The sequence below is a fragment of the Acidovorax sp. SDU_ACID1 genome, assembly GCF_045291395.1.
Taxonomy (GTDB): domain Bacteria; phylum Pseudomonadota; class Gammaproteobacteria; order Burkholderiales; family Burkholderiaceae_C; genus MR-S7.
Map to the genome: position 1 here is coordinate 3675006 of NZ_CP152342.1, position 14893 is coordinate 3689898.

Genomic DNA, 14893 nt, shown 5'->3' on the forward strand with positions numbered 1-14893 from the left:
TGCGCCCATGCACAGCCAGGCGCGGTGGTTCATCGGGCTGATGTCGGGCACCTCGCTCGATGGCATCGACGGCGTGCTGGCCGATCTTTCGGACTCGAATTGCCGCGTGGCGCAGCATGTATCTGCGCCGCTAGCTCCTGATTTAAGAGCAGAGCTGCTCGCCCTGAACACCAGCGGCCCCGACGAGCTGCACCGTGCAGCGCTGGCCGCCAATGCGCTGGCCCGCGCCTATGCCGACGTCGTTCGCCAATTGCTGGACCGGGCGGGAATGCAGCCGCACCAGGTGCTGGCTGTTGGCGCCCACGGCCAGACGGTGCGCCACCGTCCCCAGGCCTTCGATGGCACCGGGTACACGCTGCAGATCAACAACCCCGCCCTGCTGGCCGAATGCTGCGGCATCACCGTCGCGGCCGACTTCCGCAGCCGCGATGTGGCGGCAGGCGGCCAAGGCGCGCCCCTCGTCCCCGCCTTCCACCGGAGCGTCTTCGGCCAGGTGGGGCGCACCGTGGGCGTGCTGAACGTCGGAGGCATTTCCAACCTGAGCGTCTTGCGCGCAGATGGCGCCACGTTCGGGTTCGACTGCGGGCCCGGTAATGCGCTCATGGACCAGTGGTGCCAGCAGCACACGGGCCAGCTTTTCGACGACGCCGGCGCCTGGGGCCGCAGTGGGCAGGTCCTCCCCGCCCTGCTGGAAGCCATGCTGTCCGAGCCCTTCCTCGCGCTCGCTCCTCCGAAGAGCACGGGGCGCGACCTCTTCAATACGCCGTGGCTCGAACGGCATGTATCCGCCACGCAGGCACACCGCCCCCAGGATGTCCAGGCCACGCTGACCGAATTCACCGCCCGCGCCTGCGCGCAGGACTTTGCGCGGCATGCCCCCGGCAGTGATTTGCTCATCGTCTGCGGTGGCGGTGCGCTGAACCGTTACCTGATGGAACGCCTGCAGGCCCTGCTGCCCCGCATATCCATCGAACCCTCCAGCCGCCATGGGCTGCCGCCCCAGCAGGTCGAGGCCGCCGCTTTCGCCTGGCTGGCGCGCCAGTGCCTGGAAGGCCAGCCCGCCAGCAGCCCCGGCGTCACGGGCGCGCGCGGCCCCCGCATCCTGGGCGCGCTCTACCGCGCATGAAAAAGCCGCCCGGAGGCGGCTTTCGTGGGTGCGAGAAGCTTCAGCTTTCAGGCGGAGAAGCTGGACCCGCAGCCGCAGGTGGTCTGGGCGTTCGGGTTCTTGATGACGAACTGCGCACCCTGCAGATCTTCCTTGTAGTCGATTTCCGCGCCCACCAGGTACTGGTAGCTCATCGCATCGATCAGCAGCGACACACCGTTCTTGGTCATGGTGGTGTCATCTTCGTTGGTGATCTCATCGAAGGTGAAGCCGTATTGGAAGCCCGAGCAGCCGCCGCCTTGCACGAAGACGCGCAGCTTCAGGTCGGGGTTGCCCTCCTCAGCAATCAGATCGGCCACCTTGGCGGCAGCGCTGTCGGTGAAGACGATGGGGGCGGGCATGTCGGTGGGGGTATTTTCGGCAACGGCGCTCATATGAGGCTCCTTGGGGCAATCTTGTGCACGATGGTAAGGCAATGCCGCATGGCGTGCGCTCAAGTGGCGTTTGACGCCAGCTTCAGTGTGGGCTTTTCCTCCAGCAACAGCGTGCTTGCGGGGCACATCTGCCCAGAGATCACGGCACCCTGGTGCATTTCAAGGGCCTTGTAATGCACATTGCCCATGATGCGCGCCTTGGGCTGCACTTCCAGCAGCTCGGCCGCGTGCACCGGCCCCTCGACCGTGCCGTTGACGATGACGTGCGAGGCATGCAGCGCTCCCTGGACCCGCCCCAATTCGGACACCACGAGGATGCTGGGCTCCACGGTGGAACGCACATCCCCCACGACCTCGCCGTCGATCCGCAACCCGTCGGTGAACGACAGATCGCCCTGCACGTGCGTCCCCTGGGCGATCAGGCTTTTGATGGGCGGCTGCTTCTTGCGAGAAAACATGCAGGATCTCCTGGGGAAGGGGTGCCAGCGGGTCCGCAGCCGGGCCCGTGCAGGCTCATTCGAGGGTGAAGGTCTGGATGGCACGCACGGAGGAGCCCTCCAGCAAGCGTGCCGTCACGGTTTTTACCATGGCCCGCGCAGGCAGGTTCACCACGCCCTGCATCCGGCGGTATTGCTGGAACTGCACGGGCTGGTCGACCGCTGGCGACTGCGATGCCCAGGGCGCGCCGTCCAGCGAGCCGGCCAGCACCAGTTCCAGCCGCCCCTTGAATTCGGGCGCATTGCGCATGGGCTGGATGGCCAGCACCTGCCAGCGCAGCTGCGCTCCATCGCCCAGCACCTCCGCATGCAGGCCGCGGATGCTCAACGCCTTGCCGACCTTGGTGGCGGGAATGAGCTTCTCGAAGAAGCCCAGGTCGTCGCGCAGGCTGCGGTTGTCGGCCTCCAGTTGCCGGACCTGCTCGGACAACCGATCCATCGCCACACCCTCGGCCGTGCGCAGGCTCTTGGCAGCAATGCCCTGGTCCTGGAACCGGTGGTTTTCCTCGCGCAGCTGCGCCACCTCGGCACGCAGGCGCTGCAATTCCTCTCGCGCGCCTGAATCCAGGCCCGCAATGCTCTTGCCGAACTCGAACGCCCACAGCGCCACGGCACCACACAGCCCGAGCACCACGGCGGCGCTCAGCCAGCGCAGCGGCCAGGGCATGGCGCTGCGGATAGCGACCCGCGGGGCGCTGATGGTCAGGCGGCGGCGCAACAGGCGAAAGCGCATGGGGGAGCCTCCAGAGCGTGGCGAAAAAGAAAAAACCGCCACGCAGGCGGTTTTTTCGACAGGGCTCGAAACTTAGCGCTTCGAGAACTGCTTGGCGCGGCGTGCGGAGTGCAGGCCGACCTTCTTACGCTCGACCTCACGGGCATCGCGGGTCACGAAGCCGGCAGCGCTGAGCTGGGGCTTGAGCGTCGCGTCGTAGTCGATCAGAGCGCGGGTGATGCCGTGGCGGGTGGCGCCGGCCTGGCCGGACTCACCGCCGCCGTGCACGTTCACCTGGATGTCGAAGGTCTCGACATGGTTGGTGAGCACCAGCGGCTGCTTGGCGATCATGATGGAGGTTTCGCGGCCGAAATACTGCTGAATGTCCTTGCCATTCACAGTGATCTTGCCGGAACCCTTCTTCAGAAACACGCGGGCGACGCTGGACTTGCGACGGCCGGTGCCATTGTTCCATTCACCAATCATTTCAGCTCCTTAGATTTCCAGAGCCTTGGGCTGCTGGGCGGTGTGCGGATGCTCCGCGCCGCCGTAGACCTTGAGCTTCTTGATCATGGCGTAGCCCAGGGGGCCCTTGGGCAGCATGCCCTTGACAGCCTTCTCCAGCGCGCGGCCGGGGTGCTTGGCCTGCAGGTCGCGGAAGTTGGTGGCCGTGATGCCGCCGGGATAGCCGGAATGGCGGTAGTACACCTTGTCCAGGGACTTGGTGCCGGTGACCTTGAGCTTGGAGGCGTTGATGATGACGATGTAATCGCCAGTATCGACGTGAGGCGTGTAAATGGCTTTGTGTTTGCCGCGCAGACGGAGGGCAACTTCGCTGGCTACCCGGCCGAGCACCTTGTCGGTGGCGTCAATCACAAACCACTCGTGCACGACCTCAGCGGGCTTTGCGCTGAATGTGGACATGAGTTTCTCTTTGCAAGAGGGGGTTTGGCGGTCCTTTTCCACGGTCGGTGCCTCTCTTCTGGAGGCCTCTTAGGTGGCAGATGAAGTCTTCGCCGCGGGACCAGTAAATCGCTGCGAAGCCGCGCATTATACAAAAAAGCCCGCGCCAGACCACCTCCGGCCGCTACTGCGCGTAGTCCTGCCGCCGGCGGGCCTCTTCCTCCTGCTTGCGGCGGTTCTCCACGCACACGGGATGGCCGGCCATGCCGGCCTTCTGGCACTCCTGGTGGATGCACATGGGCCGGGCGAAAAAGCCTGCGGAAGCGCAAACCTCGTCAGGCCCCGGCTGCCGCGCGGGCGCCGGCCGGGGCGGCGGAGGCGCGGGCACCGCAGGTTCCGGCACCGCTGTGCGCACCTCCTGGGCCGGCGCCGCAGCGACGGGCTCGGGATCCGCCTTGCGCTGCGGCCGGCCCCGTTGGGACGCCATGGATCGCTCTTGCACGGCAGATGCCTGCGCCATAGGCGCCTCCAGCAGTGTCGTGTCATGCACCACAGGGATCAGTTCCCCTGCGGCCGCAGACGCGGGCGCCGGCTCGGCCCACTCGGTGATGATTTCGCTGTCCGGCGTGTACCGGGGGCGCGGCGCCGAACCTGCCTCCCACCACAGGCCAGCCCCTGCGGCGGTCATGGCCAGCAGGCCCGCCAAGGACCACAAGGCCAGCGAACGCCCACGGGCGCGCGGCGGCTTGCCGGAGTGCGGCCCTGTGGGTTCATGCGGCCCGCGGGTGTCCTTGCGGGCATGGCGCCGGCGCACAGGCTGCTCTTGCGGCTGTTGTGTCGGCGCCCACGACGCATCCCGGGTGTCCGCGAAGGCGGCAGGGTCCTGCGCCACGGTTTCCTGGAAAGCCGGCGGTGGCTCCTCGTCCCGCGCCGCCGTGCTGCGGTCCGCCTGCTGCACCGTCCGTACGGCCGCGCGCTGGGCCAATACATCGGCCAGGGGCTGCGAGACCAGGGGCTGCGACAGCGCCGTGATGTCGATCACCGCGGTCGCCACGCCCTGGTCATCCTTGTCCGACGGCTCGACCCAGATATCGCCCAGGTCCGCCCGGAAATCGAAATGCTCCAGCCCCGCGGGAGCGGATGTCATTTCCATGCGCTGCAGGAACGCGTCGATGGACTGCGGCCGGTCTTCGGGCTGCAGCGCCAGCGCCTGCGAGATGGCTTCGATGAACGGGCGCGAATACTCCACACCGAACTGCTTGCGCACGGTGCGCGCCACGCGGGAGAAGGACACCATGCGGTCGCGTATGGCCCGCAGGGTCGCGGGCAGCGGCGTGTCGTTGCACAGGCATCCGTGCACCACGGCGCCCAGCGCATACAGGTCGCTCCATGGCCCCTGCCGCAGATGGCTGGCCGCGTCCGTGTACTGCTCTATGGGAGCGTAGTTGACCTTGAGCACGGCCGTGTGCCTGCGCTCGCGGTCGCTGATCGCATGGCGCGCCGCGCCCAGGTCCAGCAGCACCGGGGGACCGTTGTCCTGCAGGAAGATGTTGTCGGGCGAGATGTCCCGGTGCAGCGTATAGCCCTCGTGCAGCACGCGCAGCGCGCTGGTCACGGACCACAGCACCTTGCGCAGCCATGCCTCGGGCGGCGGCGTGCGCATGTGGGCGCGTGCCTGCTTGAGCGTCATGCCGCTGTAGAGCGGCATGACCATGTAGGCCGTCTGGTTCGCCTCCCAGAAGCGGAACACCTTGACCAGCGAAGGATGGTCGAACTGCGCCAGCAGGCGCGCCTCCTCCACAAATGAAGCCAAGCCCGCCTGGAAAGACTGCTCGTCCGAGGAGGAGCGCACCCACAGCGACTGCCCATCCGCCCGCCCGGCCAGCGCGGCGGGCATGTATTCCTTGATGGCCACGAAGCGCAGCAGGGAATGGTCGAATGCCTGGTACACCATTCCGAAGCCGCCCACGCCCAGCAACGTCACCACCTCGAACTCCCCCAGCCGTGTGCCCGGCGGCAGGGCATCGACGTGATGCGCGATGCTCGCTGGCGTGGTGCGGAGGGATGGCGTGGACATGGTGGCGGGATCGTACGGCGGCTTGGGGCCCTGAGGCGTGAACGGCCGCCATGATGCGCCATGCGCTGCCCCGGCTGGCAACAAAGCGCATCCTGTCTGCCAAAAACATCACTTCGCGGCCGCGCAGGTGCCGCATTGCGCCGCGGGCGCCGAAGGCGTCCCCACTGGTTACCATCGGCGGATGTTCAGTTATCGCCACGCCTTCCATGCAGGCAACCACGCGGACGTGCTCAAGCACACCGTGCTCATCGCGGCCTTGCAACACTTGCTGCAAAAAGACGCAGCCCTGACCGTGGTGGACACCCATGCCGGCGCCGGCCTGTACCGCCTCGACGGCGACTACGCCACCACCAGCGCCGAATCCACGGACGGCGTCCTGCGTCTGGCGGCCGCCGCCGCCACGCTCGCACCGGCCTTGCAGGACTACCTGGACATGGTGCGCGCCTTCAACCAGGGAAACAGCCTGCGGGTCTATCCCGGCTCCCCGTTCATCGTGCAGCGGCTGCTGCGGGAGCACGACAAGCTCAAGCTGTTCGAGCTGCACCCCACCGACACGCGCTCCCTCGCGGCGAACGTGGCCCAGCTCGACGCAGGCCGCCAAGTGGCCGTGCTGCACGAGGACGGTTTCGAAGGCACCAGGAAATTCTTGCCCCCACCGGCCCGGCGCGCGCTCCTGCTCTGCGATCCCAGCTATGAAATCAAGAGCGATTATGGGCGTGTGCAAGACCTGCTGGACGAGGGCCTGCGGCGCTTCGCCACGGGGGTCTACGCGATCTGGTACCCCATCATCCCCCGGCCCGAAGCCCACGACCTGCCTCGCCGCCTCAAGGCGCTGGCCCACAAGGCGGGCAAGCCATGGCTGCACGCCACGCTGACCGTCAAGTCGAGCAAGATCCCTTCCGCCGCCAGCGAGGGCCGGCGGCCGGGGCTGCCCGCGAGCGGCATGTTCCTGGTCAACCCGCCCTATCCGCTGCAGGCTGCGCTGAAGGCCTGCCTGCCGCAGATGGTGGAATTGCTGGGGCAGGACCGGAACGCCGCCCACACGCTGGAAACCGGCGGCTAACCCTGCTCAACGCCGGCGAGGCCGGCTCTTGCTTTTGGTGCGGGCGGCCGGGGCCGTGGCACGCGGCGGCTTCGGCGGCACCACGGCATCGCCCACGCCGGGCAAGTCCTCGGGGCAGTCGGCCGCGTCCTCCCCGATGTGCCACAGCTCCACCTGCTTGAGTCCCAGGCCCGTCATGCCCAGTTCCTCGGCGGCGGCCTGGCTCAGGTCGATCACGCGGCCCGGCGTGAAGGGCCCGCGGTCGTTGACGCGCACCACCACCGCCTTGCCATTGACCATGCTGCGCACACACAGGCGCGCACCAAAGGGCAAGGTGGGGTGGGCGGCGGTGAAGTCCTCGCGGTCGAAACGCTCGCCGCTGGCCGTGCGCCGCCCATGGAAGCGCCCGCCATACCACGACGCCAGGCCGCGCCCGAGCAGCACACCGGGTTCGCTGTCCGCCGGCTCCGCCAGCGCGGGCGGCATCTCCGCCTCGGCGGGCGCAGGCGCCGGTCCGGGTTTGGAAGGAGGAGCCGGGGCACGCGGAGGGCGCACCTGCGGTGCCCGCACGGCCGGCGCTTCGGCAGAGGGCGGCACCTGCGGCTGATCGGCGGGCGGCACGGCCGCGCAGCCCGTCAGCAGGGCGAGCAAGGCCGCGCAGACGCCCCGCCTGCCGCGAACCAGCGATCGGTCAGGATTTGGCGCAGCGCGCAGTGATGTTGTCTTCGAAACGGCGCAGGTCATTGCGTTCGCCGGGGGTCAGGTCGGTACGGGCTTTCTTGGCCGCAAGGATACGCCGCGACTCCGCGCATTGCTGAGCCCGCCGGGCATCCTGCTCCTGCCCGGCCTGCAGCGCCTCCTGCTGCTGGCGCTCGTCGTCGCGCCGCTGGCGGCGGCTTTCGCGCTGCTCCTTGTAGTAGCGCGAGGAGGCCTCCGTCTCCTCGTCGCTGCAGTCGCGGCGGTATTCGCGCTGCATGCCGGCGATCACCTCGTACTTCGACCCATTGGCCGAGGCCGCACGGATGCTGCTGCGCAGCGTGCGGCAGCGGCCGCTCATGTAGTCCATGTAATCGGGCTCGTCGCGCATCACCCGGCTGCGCTGGGGCGTGGAGGACTCCTGCCGGTAGCTGCGCTGCTCCACCGGCCCCGCCGATACGGCCGTGGTGACCATGCCTTTCGGGCAGGGACGGGACAGCGTGTAGACGGCGCCGCCCTCGTCGCGGCAGGTGTAGCGTGTCTGGGCCAAGACTGGCTCAGCCCCGAGGAAGGACATCGCGACGAACAGCAGGGAGGAAGGAAGGGCTTTCATGCCAGGCACCACGGTGGGAGGCCAAAAAGTAAAGACCTGTAAATGTTACCGGCAGCCTCGCCGCTACAGCCCGAGGCGTTGGCAGATTTCCAACGTGGCCGCACTCTGGTTCATCGTGTAGAAGTGCAGCCCCGGCGCACCCGCGCGGCGCAGCTGCTCGCACAACTGGGCCACCACATCCAGGCCGAAGGCGCGGATGCTGGCCGCGTCGTCGCCGAAGCCCTGCAGGCGCAGGCGAATCCAGCGCGGAATCTCGGCGCCGCAGGCGTCGGAGAAGCGCATGAGCTGGGTGGCGCCCATGATGGGCATGATGCCGGGCACTACCGGCACATCGAGACCCAGGCGTCGCGCATCGTCCACGAAGCGCAGGTACGCATCGGCATTGAAAAAATACTGCGTGATGGCCGAGTCCGCGCCCGCGCGCACCTTGGCGGCGAAGGCCTGCAGGTCGGCGTCGGCCGAGCGTGCCTGCGGATGCACCTCGGGATAGGCCGCCACCTCGATGTGAAAGGCGCTGCCCGTCTCAGCTCGGATGAAGGCCACGAGGTCGCTCGCGTACTGAAATTCACCGCCGATGCCGTAGCCGCTGGGCAAGTCGCCGCGCAGCGCGACGAGGCGCTTGACGCCCATGCCCTGCAGCTCTGCGAGCTGCGCACGCACGCTGTCCCGCGTGGCGCCGATGCACGAGAAATGCGATGCCGCATCCACGCCCTCGGCGAGGATTTCGCGCACGGTAGAAAAAGTGCCTTCGTGCGTGGAGCCGCCCGCGCCATAGGTGACGGAGCAGAACTGCGGCGCGCGCGCATAGAGCTGCTGGCGCACGGTGCGCAGCTTGGCCGCACCCTCGGGCGTCTTGGGCGGGAAGAATTCGAAACTGACCGGGAGGCTCATGCCCCTCTCCTTGCATGGATGAAGAATTCGCGGTTGCCGTCGCCGCCTTCGATGGGGCTGTCGAACCAGCGCAGCTCCCGCAGCGGCAGGGCCGCGCAGCAGTCGCGGATACGCTGTTCGACCTGCGCGTACAGCGCCGCGTCGCGCACGATGCCGCCCTTGCCCACCTGTCCCGGCTGCAGCTCGAACTGCGGCTTGACCAGCATGAGCAGGTGGCCTCCGTCCTGGAGCAGCGGCACGAGCGCGGGCAGCACCAGCGTGAGCGAGATGAACGACAGATCGCCCGTCACCAGGCCGAACGCGGGCGTGATGTCCACGTCCTCGCGCCCCGCCCTGCGGCGCCGCCGGGTGGGCACGGTGCCTTCGGCGCGCGCGCGGGCCTTGGAGGCGCGCTCGGCCTTGAAGGCTTCGATGTCGTGCTCCTTGGCGTCGTCGCTGTCGTCGTACGCGTCGTCGACCATGCCGCCGTTGCGCATCCACGCATAGGGCGACTGGGGCTGGGTGTCGTTGTCCTCGGCCTCCTCGATGTGCTCGGACAGCGCCTCGTCGCACGCTTCGCGCAGTCCTTCGGGCGTGAGCGCGCGGGCATTCACGCCCTCGACGCAGACCACGCGCGGGTCGTCCCTGAGCCGCTCGTGGAGCTGGTCGTGGCCCACGTCCACGCCGATGACCTGCGCCGCGCCCGCGCGCAGCAGGCAGTCGGTGAAGCCGCCCGTGCTCTGACCCACGTCGAGGCAACGCAGGCCGGAGACGGCCAGTCCCGCGGCCGCAAGCGCGCCCTCGAGCTTGAGGCCGCCACGCGAGATGAACTTGGCCTCGGCCGCGTCGAGCAGCTGCACCTCGGCACCGGCCGGAATGTCGTCGCCGTTCTTGGCCACCTTCTGCCAGGGCAGCGTGGCTGCCAGCCGCCACTGCACGCCCGCGGCGATCAGCCGCTGGGCCTGCGAGCGGGTGGCTGCATGGCCGCCTTCGACCAGGAATACGTCTGCGCGCATCGCGCTCATCCTTTATGAGTCAAATAGGTCTCCAGCGCTTACTGGAAAAGCGCTGAAAGCTACCAAATCAGTAGCGATAGGTGTCGGGCTTGTAGGGGCCGTTCTTGTCCACGCCGATGTAGGCGGCCTGCTCGTCGGTCAGCACCGTGAGCTGCGCGCCGAGCTTGGACAGCTGCAGCCGCGCCACCTTCTCGTCCAGGATCTTGGGCAGCACGTAGACCTTGCCGGCCTGGTAGGCGTCGGGCTTGGTGAACAGCTCGATCTGGGCGATGGTCTGGTTGGCGAACGAGGACGACATCACGTAGCTCGGGTGGCCCGTGGCACAGCCCAGGTTCACCAGGCGGCCCTTGGCCAGCAGGATGATGCGCTTGCCGTCGGGGAAGATGATGTGGTCCACCTGCGGCTTGATCTCCTCCCACTGGTATTTTTCCAGCGAGGCGACTTCGATCTCGTTGTCGAAATGGCCGATGTTGCAGACGATGGCCTGGTCCTTCATCGCGACCATATGCTCGTGGCGGATCACGTCCTTGTTGCCTGTGGTGGTCACGAAGATGTCGGCCTTGTCGGCGGCATATTCCATCGTCACCACGCGATAGCCTTCCATCGAGGCCTGCAGCGCGTTGATCGGGTCGATCTCGGTCACCCACACCTGGGCGCTCAATGCGCGCAGCGCCTGCGCCGAGCCCTTGCCCACGTCGCCGTAGCCCGCCACCACGGCCACCTTGCCGGCGATCATCACGTCGGTGGCGCGCTTGATGCCGTCCACCAGCGACTCGCGGCAGCCGTAGAGGTTGTCGAACTTGCTCTTGGTGACCGAGTCGTTCACGTTGATCGCGCGGAACAGCAGCGTGCCCTTGGCGGACATTTCATTCAGGCGGTGCACGCCCGTGGTCGTCTCCTCGGTCACGCCGATGATCTCGGCGCTCATGCGCGAGTACCACGTGGCGTCTTCGGCCAGCTTCTTGCGGATGGCGGCGAACAGGATGCGCTCTTCCTCGCTGCTGCCGTTGCCGGCGACCAGCGATGCGTCCTTCTCGGCGCGCTGGCCCAGGTGCATCAGCAGCGTGGCATCGCCGCCGTCGTCCAGGATCATGTTCGGGCCCTTGCCTGCGAACTCGAAGATGCGGTGCGTGTAGTCCCAGTAGTCCTCCAGCGACTCACCCTTGATGGCGAACACCGGCGTGCCACCCGCCGCGATGGCCGCGGCCGCGTGGTCCTGCGTCGAGAAGATGTTGCACGAGGCCCAGCGCACCTCGGCGCCCAGCGCCTGCAGCGTCTCGATCAGCACGGCGGTCTGGATCGTCATGTGCAGCGAGCCGGTGATGCGTGCGCCCTTGAGCGGCTGGCTCTTGGCGTATTCGTCGCGGATGGCCATCAGGCCGGGCATCTCCGTCTCGGCGATGCGGATTTCCTTGCGGCCCCAATCGGCCAGGGTGATGTCGGCGATCGCGGATTCGCGGGCTGCAGCGTTCATGGGTTTCTCCAATGGTGAAAAAACCACGCTCTCGGGGGATGGAACTCACCGCACAGGCCAAGCGTGGGTGAGCGTCGTTGCAAGTGAATCGTTCCGAGCCTCACGCCCCGCCGTGCTGGGGACGCTGCAACGCTCCTCGGAAAAGCCTGCGATTATAGAGCCGCCGGTAAAATCACGCCCTTTGCCCCAGCCCGCTCCAGCCGTGTCCTTCGCCCCTGAAACCCGCCGCCGCCGCACCTTCGCCATCATCTCCCACCCCGACGCGGGCAAGACCACGCTGACGGAGAAGCTGCTGCTGTTCTCGGGCGCGATCCAGATCGCCGGGGCCGTCAAGGGCCGCAAGGCCAGCCGCCACGCCACGTCGGACTGGATGGAGATCGAGAAGCAGCGCGGCATCTCGGTCGCATCCAGCGTGATGCAGATGAGCTACCGCGACCACGTGGTGAACCTGCTCGACACGCCCGGCCACAAGGACTTTTCGGAAGACACCTACCGCGTGCTCACCGCCGTCGATTCGGCGCTGATGGTGATCGACGCGGCCAACGGCGTGGAATCGCAGACCCGCCGCCTGATCGAGGTCTGCCGCCAGCGCGACACGCCCATCATCACCTTCGTCAACAAGATGGACCGCGAGGTGCGCGACCCGCTGGACATCCTGGACGAGGTGGAGCGCGAGCTGGGCATGCCCTGCTGCCCCATCACCTGGCCCGTGGGCCAGGGCAAGACCTTTGGCGGCATCATCAACCTGCGCACGCAGAGCATGACCGTGTTCTCGCCCGGCAGCGAAAAGCGCCCGCAGGATTTCGAGGTGATCCCGCTCTCCGACGCCGCCACGCTGCGCGCGCGCTTCGGCCAGGCCTTCGACGACGCGATGGAGAGCATGGAGCTGGCCGTGGGCGCATCCGCCGAATGGGATCATGAAGCTTTCCTGGCGGGCAAGCTCACACCCGTGTTCTTCGGCTCCGGCGTCAACAACTTCGGCGTGATGGAAGTGCTGGACGCGGTGGTGGACATGTCCCCCCCGCCCGGCCCGCGCAAGAGCACGCTCGTCGTCAACAAGCAGCCCGTCGAGAAAGTCATCCAACCCGAGGACGAGGGCTTCTCCGGCGTGGTCTTCAAGGTGCAGGCCAACATGGACGCCAACCACCGCGACCGCATCGCCTTCGTGCGCGTGGCCTCGGGCAAGTACACGCCGGGCATGAAGATGAAGGTGCAGCGCACGGCCAAGGAGCTGCGCCCCACCAGCGTCGTCACCTTCATGAGCCAGCGCCGCGAAGCGGTCGATGAAGCCTACGCAGGGGACATCATCGGCTTCACCATCCACGGCGGCGTGCAGCTCGGCGACACCATCACCGACGGGCCCAGCCTGCAGTTCACCGGCCTGCCCTTCTTCGCGCCCGAGATGTTCATGACCGTGGTGCTGAAGAACCCGCTGCGCACCAAGCAGCTGCAGCAGGGGCTGATGCAACTGGGCGAGGAAGGCGCCATCCAGGTCTTCAAGCCCGAGGCCGGCGGCAACATGCTGCTGGGCGCCGTAGGCCAGCTGCAGTTCGAAGTGGTGCAGCACCGCCTGAATACCGAGTACGACTGCGATGTGCGGCTGGAAGGCTGCCAGTACACCGGCGCGCGCTGGATCACAGCCGACACGCCCGCCGAGCTGCGCGAGTTCGAGAACGCCTACCCGCTGCGCATGGCGCGCGATGCGGCGTACACGCTGGCCTACCTCTGCACCAGCCCCTACGACGTGCGGCTGGCGCAGGAGCGCTTCCCCAAGATCCACTTCCACCCGCTGCGCGAGCATGCCGGGCTGGCGCTGAGCGCGAGCTGATGCAGCCCCTGGCCTCTGGGCAATTGCCGCAGCCGCCACTCCTGGCGGGCGTGCTGACCGACATCGACGACACGCTGACCACCGAGGGCGCCATCACGCCCGATGCGCTGCAGGCGCTGGCCGACCTGAAGGCGGCGGGCCTGCACGTCATCCCTATCACCGGCCGCCCCGTGGGCTGGAGCGAGCCGTTCGCCGCCGCGTGGCCCGTGGATGCCATCGTCGCGGAAAATGGTGCTGTAGCGCTCCAGCGATTGCCTGGCAAGCGCGAGCAGCTATCAAAACTGTATCAACAGGACGCCCCCACCCGCACCGCCAACTTCTCCCGCATGCAGCAGGTGCTGGCCGAGATCGAGGCCACCGTGCCCGGCGCGCGACGCGCCACTGATTCAAAGGGGCGCGAGTGCGACATCGCCATCGATCACAGCGAGTTCACACACCTGCCGCAAGAGGCTATCGACCAGTGCGTGGCGATCATGCGCGCGGCGGGCATGAACGCGACAGTGAGCAGCATCCACATCAACGGCTGGTATGGCGCACACGACAAGCTGGAGGGCGCACGCTGGATCGTGCGGCAACTGCTTGGGCGCGACCTCGATGAGGAGCTGGGCCGCTGGGTCTACATCGGCGATTCGACCAACGACCAGCGCATGTTCGAGCACTTTCCGTACAGCGTGGGCGTGGCAAACATCGCGCGTTTCGTGCCGCAGCTTGCACACCTGCCACGCTACGTGACGCAGGGCGAGCGCGGCGCAGGGTTCACAGAGTTGGCCCGCGCGATTTTGAATCAAAACAGGCTCTAGCGCCCACCAATCAAGCGCAGGTAGCTATCAAAAAAGAAAAGGCGCCCGCGGGCGCCTTTGCTTTAAGGGGATCGGCAGTCAATGCTGCAGGATCTTGTTGAGGAAGTCCTTGGTGCGCGGCTGGCGGTTCTCGGGGTGGCCGAAGAATTCGTCCCTGGAGCAATCCTCGAGGATCTTGCCGCCCACGTCCATGAAGATCACGCGGTTGCTGACCTTCTTGGCAAAGCCCATTTCGTGGGTCACGCACATCATGGTCATGCCTTCGTTAGCAAGGCCCACCATCACGTCGAGCACTTCGCCGACCATCTCAGGGTCGAGCGCCGAGGTGGGTTCATCGAACAGCATCACGATGGGGTCCATCGACAACGCACGCGCGATGGCCACGCGCTGCTGCTGGCCACCCGAGAGCTGGCCGGGGAACTTGTCCTTGTGCGCCGACAGCCCCACGCGGTCGAGCATCTTCAGGCCGCGCTTCTTCGCGTCGTCCTGGCTGCGGCCAAGCACCTTGACCTGGGCGATGGTGAGGTTCTCGGTGACCGACAGGTGCGGGAACAGCTCGAAATGCTGGAACACCATGCCCACGCGGCTGCGCAGCTTGGGCAGGTTGGTCTTGGGGTCGTGGATGGCCGTGCCATCCACCCAGATCTCGCCCTTCTGGACGGGCTCCAGCGCGTTGATGGTCTTGATGAGCGTGGACTTGCCCGAGCCCGAGGGCCCACAGACCACGACCACCTCGCCCTTGCCGATGCTGGTGGAGCAGTCGTTGAGCACCTGGAAGGTGCCGTACCACTTGGAGACGTTCTTCAACTCGATCATTTGGCTCATG

16 protein-coding genes and 1 riboswitch are annotated in these 14893 nt (G+C 67.2%); of the genes, 4 read left to right on the forward strand and 12 right to left on the reverse strand.

Annotated elements, in window-relative coordinates:
* Window positions 1–7: 7 nt before the first annotated feature.
* Window positions 8–1126 carry an anhydro-N-acetylmuramic acid kinase gene (locus AAG689_RS18065; protein ID WP_406623158.1) on the forward strand — a complete coding sequence of 373 codons (1119 nt, stop codon included), beginning with the start codon at window positions 8–10 and terminating at the stop codon, window positions 1124–1126.
* A 47-nt stretch (window positions 1127–1173) separates the two neighbouring features.
* On the opposite strand, the gene erpA is transcribed toward AAG689_RS18065, so the two are convergent.
* From erpA to AAG689_RS18095, 6 genes are all read right to left on the reverse strand, one after another.
* A complete protein-coding gene (erpA, locus tag AAG689_RS18070) occupies window positions 1174–1539 on the reverse strand; it encodes an iron-sulfur cluster insertion protein ErpA (RefSeq protein WP_020226552.1) in 366 nt (121 codons plus the stop codon).
* A 59-nt stretch (window positions 1540–1598) separates the two neighbouring features.
* Window positions 1599–1997, reverse strand: a complete 399-nt coding sequence (locus AAG689_RS18075; RefSeq protein ID WP_020226551.1) for a polymer-forming cytoskeletal protein — start codon at window positions 1995–1997, stop codon at window positions 1599–1601.
* Between the two features lie 55 nt (window positions 1998–2052).
* A complete protein-coding gene (locus AAG689_RS18080; protein WP_406623159.1) occupies window positions 2053–2769 on the reverse strand; it encodes a DUF6776 family protein in 717 nt (238 codons plus the stop codon).
* Window positions 2770–2841: 72 nt separating this feature from the next.
* Window positions 2842–3234 carry a 30S ribosomal protein S9 gene (gene rpsI, locus AAG689_RS18085; RefSeq protein WP_020226549.1) on the reverse strand — a complete coding sequence of 131 codons (393 nt, stop codon included), beginning with the start codon at window positions 3232–3234 and terminating at the stop codon, window positions 2842–2844.
* Window positions 3235–3243: 9 nt separating this feature from the next.
* Window positions 3244–3672, reverse strand: a complete 429-nt coding sequence (gene rplM, locus AAG689_RS18090; RefSeq protein WP_011804079.1) for a 50S ribosomal protein L13 — start codon at window positions 3670–3672, stop codon at window positions 3244–3246.
* A 163-nt stretch (window positions 3673–3835) separates the two neighbouring features.
* Entirely contained in the window at window positions 3836–5728 is a 1893-nt protein-coding gene (locus AAG689_RS18095; RefSeq protein ID WP_406623160.1) for a serine/threonine protein kinase, read from the reverse strand.
* Between the two features lie 181 nt (window positions 5729–5909).
* Between AAG689_RS18095 and AAG689_RS18100 the strand changes: the two genes are divergently transcribed.
* Entirely contained in the window at window positions 5910–6791 is an 882-nt protein-coding gene (locus AAG689_RS18100; RefSeq protein WP_406623161.1) for a 23S rRNA (adenine(2030)-N(6))-methyltransferase RlmJ, read from the forward strand.
* A 6-nt stretch (window positions 6792–6797) separates the two neighbouring features.
* On the opposite strand, the gene AAG689_RS18105 is transcribed toward AAG689_RS18100, so the two are convergent.
* The 5 genes from AAG689_RS18105 to ahcY form a co-directional block, all read right to left on the reverse strand.
* Window positions 6798–7421, reverse strand: coding sequence for a septal ring lytic transglycosylase RlpA family protein (locus AAG689_RS18105; RefSeq protein WP_406623162.1), 624 nt, complete (start codon window positions 7419–7421; stop codon window positions 6798–6800).
* Between the two features lie 40 nt (window positions 7422–7461).
* On the reverse strand, window positions 7462–8079 hold the full coding sequence (locus AAG689_RS18110; protein WP_406623163.1) for a hypothetical protein: 618 nt from the start codon (window positions 8077–8079) through the stop codon (window positions 7462–7464).
* A 63-nt stretch (window positions 8080–8142) separates the two neighbouring features.
* Window positions 8143–8970, reverse strand: a complete 828-nt coding sequence (gene metF / locus AAG689_RS18115; protein WP_406623164.1) for a methylenetetrahydrofolate reductase [NAD(P)H] — start codon at window positions 8968–8970, stop codon at window positions 8143–8145.
* Window positions 8967–9965: a TlyA family RNA methyltransferase gene (locus tag AAG689_RS18120; protein ID WP_406623165.1), complete on the reverse strand. Its 999-nt coding sequence runs from the start codon at window positions 9963–9965 to the stop codon at window positions 8967–8969. The genes metF and AAG689_RS18120 overlap by 4 nt, the downstream gene beginning before the upstream one ends.
* A gap of 67 nt (window positions 9966–10032) precedes the next feature.
* Window positions 10033–11439, reverse strand: coding sequence for an adenosylhomocysteinase (gene ahcY / locus AAG689_RS18125; protein WP_020226541.1), 1407 nt, complete (start codon window positions 11437–11439; stop codon window positions 10033–10035).
* Between the two features lie 62 nt (window positions 11440–11501).
* Window positions 11502–11583: riboswitch (S-adenosyl-L-homocysteine riboswitch) on the reverse strand.
* A gap of 58 nt (window positions 11584–11641) precedes the next feature.
* On the opposite strand from ahcY, the gene AAG689_RS18130 reads away from it, so the two are divergent.
* The gene (locus tag AAG689_RS18130; protein ID WP_406623166.1) at window positions 11642–13267 is read left to right on the forward strand and encodes a peptide chain release factor 3; all 1626 of its coding nucleotides are present in this window, start codon (window positions 11642–11644) and stop codon (window positions 13265–13267) included.
* Window positions 13267–14067 carry an HAD-IIB family hydrolase gene (locus AAG689_RS18135; protein ID WP_406623167.1) on the forward strand — a complete coding sequence of 267 codons (801 nt, stop codon included), beginning with the start codon at window positions 13267–13269 and terminating at the stop codon, window positions 14065–14067. The genes AAG689_RS18130 and AAG689_RS18135 overlap by 1 nt, the downstream gene beginning before the upstream one ends.
* 78 nt (window positions 14068–14145) lie before the next feature.
* Here the strand turns inward: AAG689_RS18135 and AAG689_RS18140 are convergent, their stop codons facing one another.
* Window positions 14146–14883: an amino acid ABC transporter ATP-binding protein gene (locus AAG689_RS18140; RefSeq protein ID WP_020226538.1), complete on the reverse strand. Its 738-nt coding sequence runs from the start codon at window positions 14881–14883 to the stop codon at window positions 14146–14148.
* Window positions 14884–14893: the final 10 nt, after the last annotated feature.